The sequence below is a fragment of the Streptomyces sp. NPDC047017 genome, assembly GCF_040644175.1.
Lineage (GTDB): Bacteria > Actinomycetota > Actinomycetes > Streptomycetales > Streptomycetaceae > Streptomyces.
The window spans coordinates 13,017-29,181 of sequence record NZ_JBEYVW010000013.1 but is presented as its reverse complement, the minus strand read 5'-3'; the positions used below and the strand labels follow the sequence as shown (position 1 = coordinate 29,181).

Genomic DNA, 16,165 nt, shown 5'->3' with positions numbered 1-16,165 from the left:
ACACATCACACGCCAGCGCGCGACCCCACACCTCGCGCCCCCTGCCTCTAGTGGCGCACACACCGCACACCGGCGCGCACGCCCCGCGCACCCGGCGAGCGCCCCAGGCCGCAGGCCGGCCGATCGGCCCGCCCGGCGGCCCGCCCGCCGGCCTCCCAGCCGGCCGGCCGCCCTCAGCCGCCCGTCACCCCGGTCGTCGAGGGTGCCGTCGTGCCCGGGCGGGAGCGGACGTCGCCGGTGCAGGCGTAGCGGTGCGGGTGGGGGTCGGCGGGGCCGCCGATGAGGACCGAGCCGTCGCCCTCGGCGGCGGCCGAGTCGGACAGGGTGCAGACGAGCTGGGCCAGCGCGTACGAGGTGAGCCGGGCCGGGGCGGTGCTCAGCCGGAACGTGTCCTCGGGGTCACCCGGGCGCGGGCCGCCCACGGTCAGGCCGTGCGGCACGTACGTGGTGTACCCGGCCGCCTGTTCACTGGCCGAGGGCGGTGCGGCGAGCTGGCCGAGCAGCCCCTGCGCCACGATCACCCGGCGCTTGGCGTCCGCCGTGCCCTCCGGCACCCGCACCAGGCGGTCGACGGTCACCAGCGACGAACCGCACAGCAGGAACACCTGCACGGGCACCCCGCGGGCGGACTGCGTCGCCAGGTCCGGCTGGGTCAGCGAGCACGGCACCCGGGAGGGCGCGCCGCCGAAGTCCGTGGGCACCTCGGTGGGACGGATGCCGCACCCGGCCAGCAGCAGGGCCAAGGCACCGGCCGCCAGCAGCGGCCGGTACCGGCCGGACCGGCGGCGGCCGCAGATCTCGCCCACCGTCACCGGGCACCCCCCTTCGGGCCCCCGACCGGGCCCCCGTCCCTGTCGCCGTCCTTGCCGCCGCCGCGGCCACCGTCGCCCTTCGCCCCGCTGCCGCTGCCGCCGCCGTCTCCGGCCGGGTCCTCGGTGAGCGCGGAGGCGTCCCGCGGCAGCCGCAGCGTGAAGACCGCGCCGCCCTCGGGCGAGTTGGCCGCGGCGATGTCACCGCCGTGGATGTGCGCGTTGTTCAGGGCGATGGACAGGCCCAGGCCGCTGCCCTCGGACCGCGGCCGGGACGCGCTCGCCTTGTAGAACCGGTCGAAGACGTGCGGCAGGACGTCCTCGGGGATGCCGGGCCCGTGGTCGCGCACCTGGATGACGATCTCCTCGGGCCGCCCGGCCTCCTCGCCCTCGCCCTCGCCTTCGCCGCCCGCGGTGCGCACCGACACCCGCACCGGCGAGCCGCCGTGCTTGAGGGCGTTGCCGATCAGGTTGGCGAGGATGACGTCCAGGCGGCGCGGGTCCAGTTGGGCGTGGATGCCGCGCTCGGCGTCCAGCTCCACCGCGTCCAGCCAGGCACGGGCGTCGATGCAGGCGGTGATCTGGTCGGCCAGGTCCACGTCGTCCAGGACCAGCCGGGCCGTGCCCGCGTCGAAGCGGGTGACCTCCATCAGGTTCTCGACCAGGTCGTTCAGCCGCCGGGTCTCGCTGACCACCAGCCGGACCGCGGGCTCGATCATCGGGTCGATGCCGCCGCCCTCGAACTCCAGCTCCTCCTCGAGGACCTCCGTCACGGCGGTGATGGCGGTCAGCGGCGTCCGCAGCTCATGGCTCATGTCCGCCACGAACCGCCGGGAGGCCTCGTCCCGGGCGGCCATGTCCGCGACCCGCTTCTCCAGCGCCTGCGCCGCGTTGTTGAACGTCCGGGACAGATCGGCGAGTTCGTCGGTGCCGGAGACCCGCAGCCGGGTGTCGAGCCGGCCCTCGCCCAGTCGGCGCGCGGCGACACCGAGCCGGTGCACCGGCTTCAGCACGGTGGTGGCGGCGGCCTGCGCCAGCAGCGCCGCACCGACCAGCGCCAGCGCGGTCGCGATCCCCAGCGACCAGGCCAGCGAGTCGAGGTCCTTGGCCTCCGGCTCCAGCGACTTGAGCATGTAGCCGGTCGGACCGCCCCCGATCACCTTCGTGCCCGCCACCAGATACGGGGTGCCGTGGTCGGTGATCCGCTGCCAGTACAGGTGGTACGACGACTTGTTCGACGAGGACAGCGCCTGCTCCTTGCCCACCGCCGTCCGCAGCGAGGCGGGCACGTCCTCCAGCGCGAAGCCGCTCAGCCCGCCCGAACTGCCGTACACCGTGCGGCCGTCGGCGTCCTGGCCGACCAGCAGCACGGTGAAGCGCTGGCTGCTGCCCGCCATCTGCCCGGCGGTGTGCTGCAACTGGTCCTGCGTGGGGTGCACCGGCAGCGAGCCGGCGCGGTTCTGCATCTCCTGCCGGAAGTCGCGCAGCACCGCGTCCTGCGCGCGGGTCAGCACCGCCTCGCGGTTGAGCCAGTACGCGATCCCGGACGCCGACACCGCGGCGGTCAGCGCGACCAGCGCGAACACCACGACCAGCCGCAGCCGCAGGCTCGTGAACCGCAACCGGGACAGCACTCCCTTGCGCTCCGGGCTCCAGTCCCGCGGTCCGGACCGCTCCTTCGTCACTGAGGCGCGTCCAGGCGGTAGCCGACTCCGCGCACGGTCCGGATCAGCGTCGGGGACGAGGGGACGTCCTCGACCTTGGCGCGCAGCCGCTGCACACAGGCGTCCACCAGCCGCGAGTCACCGAGGTAGTCGTGCTCCCAGACCAGGCGCAGCAACTGCTGGCGGGAGAGCGCCTGACCGGGCCGCCGGCTCAGCTCCAGCAGCAGCCGCAGCTCGGTCGGGGTCAGCTGGAGGTCCTCGCCGTTCTTCGTCACCGTCATCGCCGACCGGTCGATGACCAGGCTGCCGAACGCGGCCGAGTCCGTCGCCTCCCGCTCGCCGCGCCGCAGCACGGCCCGGATCCGGGCGTCCAGGACCCGCCCCTGCACCGGCTTGACCACATAGTCGTCGGCGCCGGACTCCAGCCCCACGACCACGTCGATGTCGTCGCTGCGGGCGGTGAGCAGGATGATCGGCAGCTGGTCGGTGCGCCGGATGCGCCGGCACACCTCGAAGCCGTCGATGCCGGGCAGCATCACATCCAGCACGATCAGGTCCGGCCGCTGCTCGCGCAGCAGCTTCAGACCGTCCTCACCGCTGGCAGCGGTCGCCACGCGGTGTCCCTGGCGCGTCAGTGAGAGCTCCAGGGCCGTCCGGATGGCGTCGTCGTCCTCGATCAGCAACAGGGAAGGCACGCGCCTCATTCTGGCCCATGCGGGGGCGGGGTTTCGACACCTGTGCCGCTCCCTGCCGCGGGTGACGGGCACACAGGGCGCTGTGACAGGTCTGTGACAGTCGGCGGACACGGCCATGAAGTGACCCCGGCAAGCTTTTCGGCACCGGCAAGGAAACGGTCCGAACACGAAGTCCATCGACGGGGGGCGCGAGATGAACACGCTGCACAGCACCAGCACCAGCGCAGTGGTCACGCGTCTGCACGACGTGACCCGGGGTTCGGAGAAGTCCGGCGGCTCGGGAGCACGGGGATGCGTCCGCACCTCCGGGCGCCAGCACACCGTCCGCATGACGGTGGTCGAACCGCGCGCCGGGGAGACACCCGGGGGAAGCGCGTACGGGGAGGTCCCGGGGGAGCGCCGCACCCTGTCGGAGGCGGAGTTCACCGCCTACGTCCAGGAGCGCCGCGCCTCTCTGTACGCCACCGCCTACCACCTCACCGGTGACCGCTTCGAGGCCGAGGACCTGTTGCAGAGCGCGTTGTTCTCGACGTACCGGGCGTGGGACCGGATCAGTGACAAGGCGGCCGTCGGCGGCTACCTCCGGCGCACCATGACCAATCTGCACATCAGCGCCTGGCGGCGGCGCAAGCTCAACGAGTACCCGACCGAGGAACTGCCGGAGACGCCCGGCGACACGGACGCGATGCGCGGCACCGAGCTGCGCGCGGTCCTGTGGCAGGCGCTCGCCCGGCTGCCCGAACTCCAGCGCACCATGCTGGTCCTGCGTTACTACGAGGGCCGCACGGACCCGGAGATCGCCGACATCCTCGGCATCAGCGTCGGCACGGTGAAGTCCAGCATCTGGCGCTCGCTGCGCCGGCTGCGCGAGGACGAGGTCCTCAGCTTCGGCCGTGACCAGGAGGAGTCCTTCGGCGAACTCGTCGCCTAGGCGAGCCGTCCGGAGGCAGGGGGAGACGGGGGAAGCACGGGGGATAGCGGGGGGACGGGGGAAGCTCCACCACGGGGGACGCGGGGGAGCGCCGGGCAGCGGGGCTGGAGGGCCGGGGGGTCCGTCCAGTCCCGCTCCTGTGTGTACCGAGGGGCGTACCGGGGGGTACGGGCGTACGGCGCGTCAGGCGGCCGTGCGGGCCTGCGGGCGGCGGCCCGCCGCGGCCGCTGCCAGCCGGCCCAGCGCCTCGTCCCGGCCGCAGGCGTGGGCGCCCAGGGCGACCTGGCGGGCGATGATCGCCCGCTCCGCGCGCAGCAGCCGCCAGCCGCGGCGCAGCAGGAACGGCACCGACTTGCGGCCCTCCTTGAGGTCCCGCAGGAAACGGCGCCGGAACGTGGTGACCGGGCCCCGGGTCAGGCACAGCGCGTCGGCCAGCAGCCCGCGCTCGCGGCAGCGCTCCACGATCTCCGCGGCGAAGATGCCCTCCGCGATGAACAGCGGCGTACGGCCGATGCTGAGGACGTCCTCGCCGGTGCGGGCGCTGCGCCCGATGTCGTACACCGGTACGCCGGTGCTGCCCGTCGCGCACAGCCGGGCGATCGCCTCGACCGCGACCTCGGCGTCCCAGGACCCCGGATGGTCCCAGTCGATGTCCGCACTGCCCGCCACCAGCGGCAGCGTCGGGTCGTCACCCTCCTTGTAGAAGTCGTCCAGGCGCAGCACGGGCAGGCCACAGCGGGCGGCGACCAGGGACTTGCCCGAGCCCGAGGGGCCGCAGAGCAGCACGACGCGGGCGGAGAAGGGGAGATGAGGGCTCACGGAACACCAGTTTGACGCATGGTGGCCGTCCTGCCGACCCCGCGGGTCGGCTTTGGAACGTGGGTTGCGTCTCAACTACCCTGTGCGCTGTCCTCGTTACTCTGCGCAGCAAAAGGCGGCCCCAGACATGGCTCGACACGCGTCCCCCTCCCGCCCCACCGCCCGGCGCGCCCTGGTCGCCGCCGCCACCGCAGGCGTCGCCCTGGGGGCGGGCGCGGCGACCGCCTCGGCCGCCTCCATCCCGGTGCTCGGCGGTTCGTACCAGGCCGGTTCGCTGGGCAAGGTGGACCCGCGGGCGGGCTTGCAGGCGCTGACCGGCACGGTCGGCTACGTCACCGGACCGGTCGCCGGCCTCAAGCCCAACCCGCTGGCCGGCACCGGCGTCGACCCGCTCGACAACGGGGTGGGCACCCAGCTCGCCGACTTCAAGCCGCTGACCTCGCAGACGCTCACCCACCCGGTGGCCCAGGCCCCGTCGGTGGGCAGCGTCCCGGTGGCGGGGCAGCTGCTCGGAGCGGTGCGGTAGGGCGCGGGTGCCCGGACACACGAGAGAGCCGCGCCGCCCCCGGACGGAGGGGAGGCGCGGCTCTCGTCCGAGAGGCCCCGGGCTCAGTAGGACGAGCCCGAGGCGCCCAGGGAGCCCGTGGGGTGCCAGACCGTCTTGGTCTCCAGGAACGCCGTCATACGGCCGGTGCCCGGGTCCGCGGTCCAGTCGTCCACAGGCTGTGGACGCAGGACGCGCTTGAGGTTGTCCGCCGCGGCGGCCTCCAGCTCCTTCGCCAGCGCCTCGTCGGCGCCCGCCAGGTCGATCGCGTTGACGTCCTGGTGGGCGGCGAGCGGCGCGGCGATCTCCGCCGTACGGCCGGAGAGGACGTTGACGACACCGCCGGGGACGTCGGAGGTGGCCAGCACCTCGGCCAGGGAGAGGGCGGGCAGCGGGGCCTTCTCGGAGGCGATCACGACCGCTGTGCTGCCGGTCGCGATCACCGGGGCGAGCACCGAGACCAGGCCCAGGAAGGACGACTCCTGCGGGGCCAGGACGGCGACCACACCGGTCGGCTCCGGGGAGGACAGGTTGAAGTACGGGCCGGCCACCGGGTTGGCGCCGCCGGTCACCTGGGCGATCTTGTCCGTCCAGCCCGCGTACCAGACCCAGCGGTCGATCGCCGCGTCCACGGTCGCGGCCGCCTTCGCCCGTGCCACGCCCTCGGCCTCGGCGACCTCGCGCGCGAACTGCTCGCGGCGGCCCTCCAGCATCTCGGCGACCCGGTACAGGACCTGGCCCCGGTTGTAGGCGGTCGCGCCCGACCAGCCGCCGAACGCCTTGCGCGCGGCGACCACCGCGTCCCGGGCGTCCTTGCGGGAGGACTGCGGAGCGTTGGCCAGCCAGTTGCCCTTCGCGTCAGTCACCTCGTACACCCGGCCGCTCTCGGAACGCGGGAACTTCCCGCCGACGTACAGCTTGTAGGTCTTGAAGACCGGAAGCCGCGATGGGCTCTTGTCGCTCTTGTCCGTCTTCGCGGTCTTCTCAGACATCGAGGTACGCCTCCAGGCCGTGGCGGCCGCCCTCGCGGCCGAAGCCCGACTCCTTGTAGCCGCCGAACGGCGAGGTCGGGTCGAACTTGTTGAACGTGTTGGACCAGATGACGCCCGCGCGGAGCCTGCTCGCGACGGCGAGGATCCGCGACCCCTTCTCGGTCCAGATGCCGGCGCTCAGCCCGTACTGGGTGTTGTTGGCCTTCGCCACCGCCTCGTCCGGCGTGCGGAAGGTCAGCACCGAGAGCACCGGGCCGAAGATCTCGTCCCGGGCGATGGTGTGCGCCTGGGTGACGCCGGTGAACAGCGTCGGGGCGAACCAGTAGCCGGAGGCGGGCAGTTCGCAGGCCGGGGCCCAGCGCTCGGCGCCCTCCGCCTCGCCCTGGTCGGCCAGCGCGGTGATCCGGGACAGCTGCTCGGCGGAGTTGATCGCGCCGATGTCGGTGTTCTTGTCCAGCGGGTCGCCCAGGCGCAGCGTGGCGAGCCGGCGCTTGAGGGCGTCCAGCACCTCGTCGTGCGCCGACTCCTGCACCAGCAGGCGCGAGCCCGCGCAGCAGACCTGGCCCTGGTTGAAGAAGATGCCGGTGACGATGCCCTCGACGGCCTGGTCGACGGGGGCATCGTCGAAGACGATGTTGGCACCCTTGCCGCCCAGCTCCAGGGTGAGCTTCTTGTCCGTGCCCGCGACCGTGCGCGCGATCTCCTTGCCCACGGCCGTCGAACCGGTGAAGGCCACCTTGTTCACGTCCGGGTGCGCGACCAGCGCGGCGCCCGCGTCGCCGTAGCCCGGCAGGATGTTGACGACGCCCCGGGGCAGGCCCGCCTGGCGGCAGATGTCCGCGAAGAACAGCGCCGACAGGGGAGTGGTCTCGGCGGGCTTGAGGACGACCGTGTTGCCGGCCGCCAGCGCCGGGGCGATCTTCCACGCCAGCATCAGCAGCGGGAAGTTCCAGGGGATGACCTGGCCGGCCACGCCCAGCGGGCGCGGGTGCGCGCCGAAACCGGCGTGGTCGAGCTTGTCGGCCCAGCCCGCGTAGTAGAAGAAGTGCGCGGCGACCAGCGGGAGGTCCGCGTCGCGGGTCTCCTTGATCGGCTTGCCGTTGTCCAGCGTCTCCAGGACAGCCAGCTCACGGCTGCGCTCCTGGATGATCCGGGCGATGCGGAACAGGTACTTGGCGCGCTCGGCGCCGGGCAGTGCCGACCACGTCGCGAACGCCTTGCGGGCGGCCCGCACGGCCCGGTCCACGTCCTCGGCGCCGGCCTGGGCGACCTCGGACAGGACCTCCTCGGTGGACGGCGAGACGGTCTTGAAGACCTTGCCGCCGGCCGCCTCGGTGAACTCGCCGTCGATGAACAGGCCGTAGGAGGGGGCGATGTCGACGACCGAGCGGGACTCGGGCGCGGGTGCGTACTCGAAAGCCATGGGGATCAGTCCACCGTCACGTAGTCGGGGCCGGAGTAGCGGCCGGTGGCCAGCTTCTGGCGCTGCATCAGCAGGTCGTTCAGGAGGGAGGAGGCGCCGAAGCGGAACCAGTGGTTGTCCAGCCAGTCCTCGCCCGCGGTCTCGTTGACCAGGACCAGGAACTTGATCGCGTCCTTGGTGGTGCGGATGCCGCCGGCCGGCTTCACGCCCACCTGCACGCCGGTCTGCGCCCGGAAGTCGCGCACCGCCTCCAGCATGAGGAGGGTGTTGGCGGGGGTCGCGTTCACGGCGACCTTGCCGGTGGAGGTCTTGATGAAGTCCGCCCCGGCGAGCATGCCGAGCCAGCTGGCCCGGCGGATGTTGTCGTACGTCGACAGCTCGCCGGTCTCGAAGATGACCTTCAGCCGCGCGGCCGTGCCGCACGCCTCCTTCACGGCGGTGATCTCGTCGTGGACCTTCAGGTACTCGCCGGCCAGGAACGCGCCGCGGTCGATGACCATGTCGATCTCGTCGGCGCCGGCGGCGATGGCCTCCCGCACGTCGGCCAGCTTGACGTCCAGCGCCGCGCGGCCCGCCGGGAAGGCGGTGGCCACCGAGGCGACCTTCACGCCCGAGCCGGCCACGGCCTCCTTGGCGGCGGCCACCATGTCGGGGTAGACGCAGACCGCGGCCGTGGCGGGCGTCGTACGGTCCGTCGGGTCGGGGTGGACCGCCTTGGCGCCGAGCGCCCGGACCTTGCCCGGGGTGTCCGCGCCTTCCAGCGTCGTCAGGTCGACCATCGAGATGGCGAGATCGATGGCGTACGCCTTCGCGGTGGTCTTGATGGAACGGGTGCCGAGCGAGGCGGCGCGCGCCTCCAGGCCGACCGCGTCGACGCCGGGCAGCCCGTGCAGGAAACGGCGCAGCGTGCTGTCGGACGCGGTGACGCCGGAGAGAAGAGGGGTGCCTCCCACGCGTTCGGCGGTGGGGGACTGCGCTGAGGGTGCAGTGGGCATGGTCACCCGTCGAGCATATCTACGCGCGTAGCGGGTGTACAGCCCTGGAGGGCGGTCTGTGGGGATGTGGGCGGGGAGGGGGCGGTGGGGGTGGCTGTGGTGGTGGGGCGGGGGCGGGTGGGGGAAGGGGGCGGGTGCGGGTGTGGTGGGGGAGGTGGGGGTGTGTTCCGTGGGTCGGGCAGAATCGGGGCCATGACGACGCCCCGCCAGCCGCAGCCGCCGGCCCCCGAGTACCAGGACCGGGTCCACCGGTCGTCCGGCGGTATCGCGGGCGGTGTCCTGTTGCTCGGCCTCATCCTGTGGCTCGGCCTCGACGCCATGGTCAGCGGCGGCGGGCGTACGCCGTGGCTCGCGCTGGCCGCGATGATCCTCCTCGTGCCGCTCGTGGTCGCCTTCACGTTCCGCCCGGCCGTGTACGCCAACGAGGACCGGCTGCGCGTCCGCAACCCCTTCCGCGTGATCGTGCTCCCCTGGGGGCAGGTCGCCGCCGTGCGGTCCGGTTACTCGAACGAGGTGCTGACCAAGTCCGGCGGGAAGTTCCAGCTCTGGGCGGTGCCGGTGTCCCTGCGGGCGCGCAAGCGGGCCTCCCGGCAGGAGTCGCGGGCGCGGGCCGAGGAACAGGGGGTGTGGCCGCCGCGGGGGCGGGGCGGTCTGCTCGGGTTCGGGGGTGGGGCCGGTGCCGCCGGTGCCGGTCTCGGTGTCGGTGCCGGGTCCGGTTCCGGGGGTGCGGCGGGGGAGCCTGTGCGGGCTGCCGCCGATCAGTTCATGGCCGATCTGCGCGAACTCCAGGAGGCCGAGGAGGGGGCCGCTTCCGCGCAGGGCGAGGTGAGCGTGCGCTGGGCGTACGAGATCGTGGGGCCCGCGGTGGCCGGTGCGGTGGTGCTGGTGATCCTGCTGGCGGTGGGCTGAGGTGGTGGGGTGGTTTTGGCTTGTGGTGGGCTGAGGTGGTGGGGTGGCTTCGGCTTGTGGTGGGCTGAGGTGGTGGGGTGGCTTCGGCCCGTGGTGGGCTGAGGCTGTGGGGGTGGCTTCGGCTTGTGCTGGGCTGAGGCTGTGAGGGTGGGTTCGGCCTGTGGTGGCTGAGGTGGTGAGGGGCGGGCCCTGTGGCCCGCCCCTTCGTGTCAGATGCCTGCCGCCGCCGACAGGTCCCGCTTGATCGCCGCCAGGCGGTCCGCCGCCCGGGCGCGTGCCTGCGGGAGGTCCGCGGGCGATGCCACCGGGACCACTGCCTCCAGGTAGCACTTCAGCTTCGGCTCCGTGCCCGACGGGCGGACGATGACCCGGGCGCCGTCCAGCGTGTAGCGCAGGCCGTCCGTCGGGGGCAGCTTCTCCGTGCCCCGCGTCAGGTCCTCGGCGGCGGTGACCGGCAGGCCCGCCAGCTCGGTCGGGGGCTGCTCGCGCAGGCGGCGCATCGCGTCCGCGATCACCGAGAGGTCCTCGACGCGGACCGAGAGCTGGTCGGTGGCGTGCAGGCCGTGCTCGACGGCGAGGTCGTCGAGCAGGTCCAGGAGGGTGCGGCCCTCCTCCTTCAGCTGCGACGCCAGCTCCGTGATCAGCAGGGCCGCGGTGATGCCGTCCTTGTCGCGGACGCCCTCCGGGTCCACGCAGTAGCCGAGGGCCTCCTCGTAGCCGTAGCGCAGGCCCTCCACCCGGGCGATCCACTTGAAGCCGGTGAGGGTCTCCTCGTACGGCAGGCTCGCCTTCCCCGCGATCCGGCCGAGGAGGGAGGAGGAGACGATCGATTCCGCGAACGTGCCCTTCGCGCCGCGGGCGACCAGATGCGCCGCGAGCAGCGCGCCGACCTCGTCGCCGCGGAGCATGCGCCAGTCGGCGCCGTCCTTCACGGCCGCCGCGCAGCGGTCCGCGTCCGGGTCGTTGGCGATGATCAGGTCCGGGTCGCTCGCGCGGGCCGTCGCGAACGCCAGGTCCATCGCGCCCGGCTCCTCCGGATTGGGGAAGGCGACCGTCGGGAAGTCCGGGTCCGGGTCGGCCTGCTCGGTGACCAGGACGGGGGCCGGGAAGCCGGCCCGCGCGAAGGCCGCGAGCAGCGTGTCCTTGCCGACGCCGTGCATCGCCGTGTAGACCGTGCGGGCCGTGCGGGGGGAGTCCTCGGCCAGGACCGCGTCCGTACGGGCCAGGTAGGCGTCCAGGACGTCCTCGCCCAGCGTCTGCCAGCCGGAGTCCGGGCGGGGGACCGTGTCCAGGCCGGCGATCGCGTCGATCTCCGCCGCGATGTCCGCGTCGGCGGGCGGGACGATCTGGGAGCCGTCGCCCAGGTACACCTTGTAGCCGTTGTCGCGGGGCGGGTTGTGGCTGGCGGTGACCTCCACGCCGGCGACCGCGCCGAGGTGGCGGATGGCGAAGGCGAGGACGGGGGTGGGCAGCGGGCGGGGCAGGACGGCGGCGCGCAGGCCGGCGCCGGTGACCACGGCCGCGGTGTCGCGGGCGAAGTCCGCCGACTTGTGGCGGGCGTCGTAGCCGATGACCACCAGGCCGTCGGTGTGGCCCTGCTTCTTCAGATACGCGGCCAGGCCGGCGGCGGCGCGGATGACGACGGCGCGGTTCATGCGCATGGGGCCTGCGCCGAGTTCGCCGCGGAGGCCGGCGGTGCCGAACTGGAGGGTGCCGGCGAAGCGTGCGGTCAGTTCCTCGATGTCGCCCGCGTCGATGAGTTCGGCGAGTTCCGTGCGGGTCTGGGCGTCGGGGTCCTCGGCGAGCCATGCCTTGGCCCGTGCGATGAGGTCGTCGTGCACGATTGCGTCAGCCTCTCGGGTGGTGTGGGTGCGGCGGGTGCTGTCCTGCGGGTGCCGGCTCGCGGGGGCGCTGTCCTGCGGGTGCCTGGGGCAGGTGTCGGGGGTCGGGGCCGTGGGGGTGCGTCCGGCCCGCCGCTCTTGGACGTACGGCCCTGAGTGACGACGGTGAGGTCGGCGAGGGGCGGCGTAAGCGGCGGGCCTTGGACGCACCCCCACGGCCCCTTCCGCCGGATTTCGGCTCTCCGCGGGGTGGGAGCGGGGTGCGCGTCCGCTTTTGGCTTTTGACTTACAGGCGGTTCAGGACCTGGGCCAGGAGGGTGCCCATGCGGGTGGCGCTGTCGCGGCCTGCCTGGAGGACTTCCTCGTGGTTGAGGGGCTCGCCGGTCATGCCGGCGGCCAGGTTGGTCACCAGGGAGATGCCGAGGACCTCGGCGCCGGCCTCGCGGGCGGCGATGGCCTCCAGGACCGTGGACATGCCCACCAGATCCGCGCCGATCGCGCGGGCCATGCGGATCTCGGCCGGCGTCTCGTAGTGCGGGCCGGGGAACTGGGCGTAGACGCCCTCCTCCAGGCTGGGGTCGACCTCCTTGCACAGGGCCCGCAGGCGGGGGCTGTAGAGGTCGGTCAGGTCGACGAAGTTGGCGCCGACGATCGGGGAGGTCGCCGTCAGGTTGAGGTGGTCGCTGATCAGGACCGGCTGGCCCGGACGCATGCCCTCGCGCAGGCCGCCGCAGCCGTTGGTCAGCACGATGGTCTTGCAGCCGGCGGCGACGGCGGTGCGCACGCCGTGCGAGACGGCGGCCACGCCGCGGCCCTCGTAGTAGTGGGTGCGGCCCAGGAAGACCAGGGCCCGCTTGTCGCCCGTGGAGTACGAGCGGATCTTGCCACCGTGGCCCTCCACCGCCGGCGGCGGGAAGCCGGGCAGCTCGGTGACCTGGAACTCGGCGTCGGGGGTGCCCAGGGCATCGACGGCCGGCGCCCAGCCGGAGCCCATCACGAGGGCGACGTCGTGGGTCTCCGCGCCCGTGAGGGCCCGCAGGCGCGCCGCGGCGGCGTCGGCGGCGGCGTAGGGGTCGCTCTGGATGTCGTCCGGAAGAAGAGATGCGTTCACGCGGACGAGGGTAGCGGCATTTCGCCTACGCGCGTAGATGACGGAGGACACGGGATGGCGATCGTTGTCTTGTCGTTTCCGACGAGAGGCGGGGCCGGGGTGCCCGTGGGTCAGCAGGGGCGCTTGCGCAGTTCCATCACATAATCGTGGGGCGCCCCGGCGGACTCGGCCGCGTCCGCGATCTCGCCCAGGTAGCGCGCGGAGGGCAGCCCGCCCTCATAGGCGTCCAGCACGTAGACCCAGGCCGGCTCCTCGCCGTCCAGGGTGTGCGCCCGTACCCGCATGCGCCGGTAGATGTCCAGGCCGACGCCCTCCCAGCGGTCCAGGGACTCCTCGTCCATCGGGGCGAGGTCGTAGAGCGCGACGAAGACCTGTGAGAGCGGGTCCTCGACGAGGGTGGCCAGCGCGCCCTCCCAGCCCATGTGCTCGCCGCCGAAGGTCAGCCGCCAGCCGTTCAGCCAGCCCGTGGCGCGCAGCGGCGAGTGCGGGGCGCGGCGGGTCATCAGCCGCGCGTCGAGATTGCCGGCGTACGCGGCGTAGAGCGACATGGGTCGAAGGGTACGGCAGGGGCGCGCGCGGCTCATCCGTACTGGTGGGTCGGGGCCCGCAGGGCGGCCGGAGCCCCGGGGCGGTGCCCGCTTGAACCGTGCGGGACAATGGAGTACGTGACTCGGATCGTGATCATCGGTGGCGGACCCGGCGGATACGAAGCGGCGCTGGTCGCCGCTCAGCTCGGCGCGGAGGTGACCGTCGTCGACTGCGACGGTCTGGGCGGGGCGTCGGTGCTGACCGACTGCGTGCCGTCGAAGACCCTAATCGCCACGGCCGAGGTGATGACCACCTTCGACTCCTCCTACGAGGAGCTGGGGATCATCGTGGCCGACGACACCCCGCCCCTGGAGCAGGCCGCCCGGGTGGTCGGCGTCGACCTCGGCAAGGTCAACCGGCGGGTGAAGCGGCTCGCGCTCGCCCAGTCGCACGACATCACCGCCTCCGTGACGCGGGCCGGCGCCCGGGTCATGCGCGGGCGCGGCCGGCTGGAGGGCATGCAGTCCCTGGACGGCTCGCGCAAGGTGATCGTGCGCACGGCCGACGGCAGCGAGGAGACGCTCACCGCGGACGCGGTGCTCATCGCGACCGGCGGGCACCCGCGCGAGGTGCCCGACGCGCAGCCCGACGGTGAGCGCATCCTCAACTGGACCCAGGTCTACGACCTCGACGAGCTGCCCGAGGAACTCATCGTGGTCGGCTCCGGTGTGACCGGCGCCGAGTTCGCCGGCGCCTACCAGGCGCTGGGCTCGAAGGTCACCCTGGTGTCCTCCCGGGACCGCGTGCTGCCGGGCGAGGACCCGGACGCCGCCGCCGTCCTCGAGGACGTCTTCCGGCGGCGCGGCATGAACGTCATGGCCCGCTCCCGCGCGGCCGCCGCCAAGCGGGTCGGGGACCGGGTGGAGGTGACGCTGGCCGACGGGCGCGTCATCACCGGCTCGCACTGTCTGATGGCGGTCGGCGCCATCCCCAACAGCGCCGGGCTCGGCCTGGAGGAGGCCGGGGTCCGGCTGCGCGACTCCGGGCACATCTGGACCGACAAGGTCTCCCGGACGACCGCGCCGGGCGTGTACGCGGCCGGTGACGTGACCGGCGTCTTCGCCCTGGCCTCGGTGGCGGCGATGCAGGGGCGGATCGCCATGTACCACTTCCTCGGCGACGCGGTGGCCCCGCTGAACCTGAAGACCGTCTCCTCCAACGTCTTCACCGACCCCGAGATCGCCACCGTCGGCTACAGCCAGGCCGACGTGGACGCCGGGAAGATCGACGCCCGCTGTGTGAAGCTGCCGCTGCTGCGCAACCCGCGCGCGAAGATGCAGGGCATCCGGGACGGCTTCGTCAAGATCTTCTGCCGGCCCGGCACCGGCATCGTGGTCGGCGGTGTGGTCGTGGCGCCGCGCGCCTCGGAACTGATCCACCCCATCTCGATCGCCGTCGACAACAATCTGACGGTCGAACAGATCGCAAAGGCGTTCACCGTGTACCCCTCTTTGTCGGGGTCGATCGCCGAGGTGGCCCGCCAGCTGCACACCCGCAAGGCGGGCGGCGAGGCGTAGGGCCGGGCGGACGGGGTCCAGGGGGCGCGGGGGAGCGGCCCGGGCGGCCGGGGAGGGTGCGGTGCCGGGCCGGTGGGGCCGGTGACCGGGCCGGATCCCGGCCGGGCACGGGGAGTTGCCGACCGTGCGGGCGGCATAGGCGGGGCGAATAGGCCCTATACCACTCCGTGCCCTGCCCTGCGAACAACTTCTGTTATTCGGCGCAAACTGCTGAAAGCAGACGGTCGCTGGGGTTACTGTCAGTTTCGTGTTCGCTGCTGAACGTCGCCAATTGATCCTCGAAATGGTGCGAGCGAACGGTGCCGTGTCGCTCCGTGAACTCGCCCGCGTCGTCCAGACCTCCGAAGTGACCGTACGGCGGGACGTGCGCGCGCTGGAGGCAGAAGGACTCCTCGACCGCCGGCACGGCGGTGCGGTACTGCCGGGCGGGTTCACCCGCGAGTCCGGCTTCCCGCAGAAGTCGCATCTGGCGACCGCGGAGAAGACGGCCATCGCCGACCTCGCCGCGGGCCTCGTCGAAGAGGGCGAGGCCATCGTCGTCGGTGCGGGGACGACCACCCAGGAGCTGGCCCGCCGGCTCGCCCGGATCCCCGGGCTGACGGTCGTCACCAACTCGCTGCTGGTCGCCCAGGCACTCGCCCACGCCAACCGGGTCGAGGTCGTGATGACCGGCGGCACGCTGCGCGGCTCCAACTACGCCCTGGTCGGGTCCGGGGCCGAGCAGTCGCTCCAGGGGCTGCGGGTGTCGCGGGCGTTCCTGTCGGGGAGCGGACTGACCGCCGAGCGCGGGCTGTCCACCTCCAACATGCTGTCGGCCTCCGTCGACCGCGCCCTCGTCCAGGCCGCCGCGGAGGTGGTGGTCCTGGCCGACCACACCAAGCTCGGCGCGGACACCATGTTCCAGACCGTCCCCACCGACCTCATCACCCGCCTGGTCACGGACGAGCCCCCGGCCCACGACAACCGCGCCGCCACCGAGTTGCAGGCGCTGGCCGACCAGGGCGTCCAGATCGCCGTGGCCGGTCCTTCGGGCGGCCTGGCGGGCGAGCAGCCGCCCTCCCGCGGCGAGCGCCGCCGGGACGTCCCCGTGCCCGGGCCGCGCCGCGGCCAGGTCGCCGGGCCGTCCGCCGGGCTGCGGCCGACGGCCCTCGGCGGCGAGCAGTCCGGGGCCGAGCGCGCCGAGCGGGCGGCCCGGGTGGCCGACCTCCGCAGGCGCTGAGGGCGGCCACCGCGGGCGTTGAGGGCGCGCGACACCGGTTTCGGGCGTACGTCGGCTGGTGCGTGTGTCAGCTCGTACGTCCGTCCGTACGCGTATGTACGTGCGGGT

General features: G+C 73.2%; 15 protein-coding genes. 5 read left to right on the top strand and 10 right to left on the bottom strand.

Translation table 11 applies throughout. From position 1 onward, the window contains the following. Positions 1–173: 173 nt before the first annotated feature. The 3 genes from ABZ858_RS21775 to afsQ1 are packed head-to-tail and all read right to left on the bottom strand — an operon-like array spanning position 174 to position 3,168. On the bottom strand, positions 174–797 hold the full coding sequence (locus ABZ858_RS21775) for a hypothetical protein (protein WP_361381501.1): 624 nt from the start codon (positions 795–797) through the stop codon (positions 174–176). An 11-nt stretch (positions 798–808) separates the two neighbouring features. Then, a complete protein-coding gene (locus tag ABZ858_RS21770; protein ID WP_361380912.1) occupies positions 809–2,494 on the bottom strand; it encodes a HAMP domain-containing sensor histidine kinase in 1,686 nt (561 codons plus the stop codon). Further along, positions 2,491–3,168 (bottom strand): two-component system response regulator AfsQ1, encoded by a 678-nt coding sequence (gene afsQ1 / locus ABZ858_RS21765; RefSeq protein WP_361380909.1) that lies wholly within the window; start codon positions 3,166–3,168, stop codon positions 2,491–2,493. The genes ABZ858_RS21770 and afsQ1 overlap by 4 nt, the downstream gene beginning before the upstream one ends. A 193-nt stretch (positions 3,169–3,361) precedes the next feature. Between afsQ1 and ABZ858_RS21760 the strand changes: the two genes are divergently transcribed. After that, complete coding sequence (locus ABZ858_RS21760; protein ID WP_361380906.1) at positions 3,362–4,099, top strand: SigE family RNA polymerase sigma factor; 738 nt, start codon at positions 3,362–3,364, stop codon at positions 4,097–4,099. A 183-nt stretch (positions 4,100–4,282) separates the two neighbouring features. Here the strand turns inward: ABZ858_RS21760 and ABZ858_RS21755 are convergent, their stop codons facing one another. Continuing rightward, positions 4,283–4,885, bottom strand: coding sequence for a uridine kinase (locus tag ABZ858_RS21755; RefSeq protein WP_361381498.1), 603 nt, complete (start codon positions 4,883–4,885; stop codon positions 4,283–4,285). Positions 4,886–5,045: 160 nt separating this feature from the next. Here ABZ858_RS21755 and ABZ858_RS21750 point away from each other — a divergent pair, with 160 nt between their 5' ends. Then, positions 5,046–5,444 (top strand): hypothetical protein, encoded by a 399-nt coding sequence (locus tag ABZ858_RS21750; protein WP_361380903.1) that lies wholly within the window; start codon positions 5,046–5,048, stop codon positions 5,442–5,444. Positions 5,445–5,527: 83 nt separating this feature from the next. On the opposite strand, the gene ABZ858_RS21745 is transcribed toward ABZ858_RS21750, so the two are convergent. The 3 genes from ABZ858_RS21745 to deoC are packed head-to-tail and all read right to left on the bottom strand — an operon-like array spanning position 5,528 to position 8,872. Then, entirely contained in the window at positions 5,528–6,454 is a 927-nt protein-coding gene (locus tag ABZ858_RS21745) for an aldehyde dehydrogenase family protein (RefSeq protein WP_361380900.1), read from the bottom strand. Continuing rightward, positions 6,447–7,883: an aldehyde dehydrogenase family protein gene (locus tag ABZ858_RS21740; protein ID WP_361381495.1), complete on the bottom strand. Its 1,437-nt coding sequence runs from the start codon at positions 7,881–7,883 to the stop codon at positions 6,447–6,449. Before ABZ858_RS21740 ends, ABZ858_RS21745 begins: the two co-directional genes overlap by 8 nt. Further along, positions 7,883–8,872: a deoxyribose-phosphate aldolase gene (gene deoC, locus ABZ858_RS21735; protein WP_361381493.1), complete on the bottom strand. Its 990-nt coding sequence runs from the start codon at positions 8,870–8,872 to the stop codon at positions 7,883–7,885. The genes ABZ858_RS21740 and deoC overlap by 1 nt, the downstream gene beginning before the upstream one ends. A gap of 192 nt (positions 8,873–9,064) precedes the next feature. On the opposite strand from deoC, the gene ABZ858_RS21730 reads away from it, so the two are divergent. Continuing rightward, positions 9,065–9,781, top strand: coding sequence for a PH domain-containing protein (locus ABZ858_RS21730; protein WP_361380898.1), 717 nt, complete (start codon positions 9,065–9,067; stop codon positions 9,779–9,781). Between the two features lie 209 nt (positions 9,782–9,990). On the opposite strand, the gene ABZ858_RS21725 is transcribed toward ABZ858_RS21730, so the two are convergent. From ABZ858_RS21725 to ABZ858_RS21715, 3 genes are all read right to left on the bottom strand, one after another. Further along, positions 9,991–11,622, bottom strand: coding sequence for a phospho-sugar mutase (locus ABZ858_RS21725; protein WP_361380895.1), 1,632 nt, complete (start codon positions 11,620–11,622; stop codon positions 9,991–9,993). A 286-nt stretch (positions 11,623–11,908) separates the two neighbouring features. Next, the gene (locus ABZ858_RS21720; RefSeq protein WP_361380892.1) at positions 11,909–12,733 is read right to left on the bottom strand and encodes a purine-nucleoside phosphorylase; all 825 of its coding nucleotides are present in this window, start codon (positions 12,731–12,733) and stop codon (positions 11,909–11,911) included. A 110-nt stretch (positions 12,734–12,843) separates the two neighbouring features. Then, positions 12,844–13,281: a gamma-glutamylcyclotransferase gene (locus tag ABZ858_RS21715; protein ID WP_361380889.1), complete on the bottom strand. Its 438-nt coding sequence runs from the start codon at positions 13,279–13,281 to the stop codon at positions 12,844–12,846. Positions 13,282–13,389: 108 nt separating this feature from the next. On the opposite strand from ABZ858_RS21715, the gene ABZ858_RS21710 reads away from it, so the two are divergent. Together ABZ858_RS21710 and ABZ858_RS21705 are read left to right on the top strand one after the other, a co-directional pair. After that, entirely contained in the window at positions 13,390–14,838 is a 1,449-nt protein-coding gene (locus tag ABZ858_RS21710) for an NAD(P)H-quinone dehydrogenase (RefSeq protein ID WP_361380886.1), read from the top strand. A gap of 247 nt (positions 14,839–15,085) precedes the next feature. Continuing rightward, positions 15,086–16,057: a DeoR/GlpR family DNA-binding transcription regulator gene (locus tag ABZ858_RS21705; RefSeq protein ID WP_361380883.1), complete on the top strand. Its 972-nt coding sequence runs from the start codon at positions 15,086–15,088 to the stop codon at positions 16,055–16,057. The last annotated feature ends 108 nt before the right edge of the window (positions 16,058–16,165 follow it).

Excerpts from the sequence above, each read along its gene's own strand:
- ABZ858_RS21715 (WP_361380889.1), bottom strand. The coding sequence starts at position 13,281 with ATGTCGCTCTACGCCGCGTACGCCGGCAATCTCGACGCGCGGCTGATG.
- ABZ858_RS21710 (WP_361380886.1), top strand. The coding sequence starts at position 13,390 with ATGGAGTACGTGACTCGGATCGTGATCATCGGTGGCGGACCCGGCGGA.
- ABZ858_RS21760 (WP_361380906.1), top strand. The coding sequence starts at position 3,362 with ATGAACACGCTGCACAGCACCAGCACCAGCGCAGTGGTCACGCGTCTG.
- ABZ858_RS21750 (WP_361380903.1), top strand. The coding sequence starts at position 5,046 with ATGGCTCGACACGCGTCCCCCTCCCGCCCCACCGCCCGGCGCGCCCTG.
- ABZ858_RS21745 (WP_361380900.1), bottom strand. The coding sequence starts at position 6,454 with ATGTCTGAGAAGACCGCGAAGACGGACAAGAGCGACAAGAGCCCATCG.
- deoC (WP_361381493.1), bottom strand. The coding sequence starts at position 8,872 with ATGCCCACTGCACCCTCAGCGCAGTCCCCCACCGCCGAACGCGTGGGA.
- ABZ858_RS21730 (WP_361380898.1), top strand. The coding sequence starts at position 9,065 with ATGACGACGCCCCGCCAGCCGCAGCCGCCGGCCCCCGAGTACCAGGAC.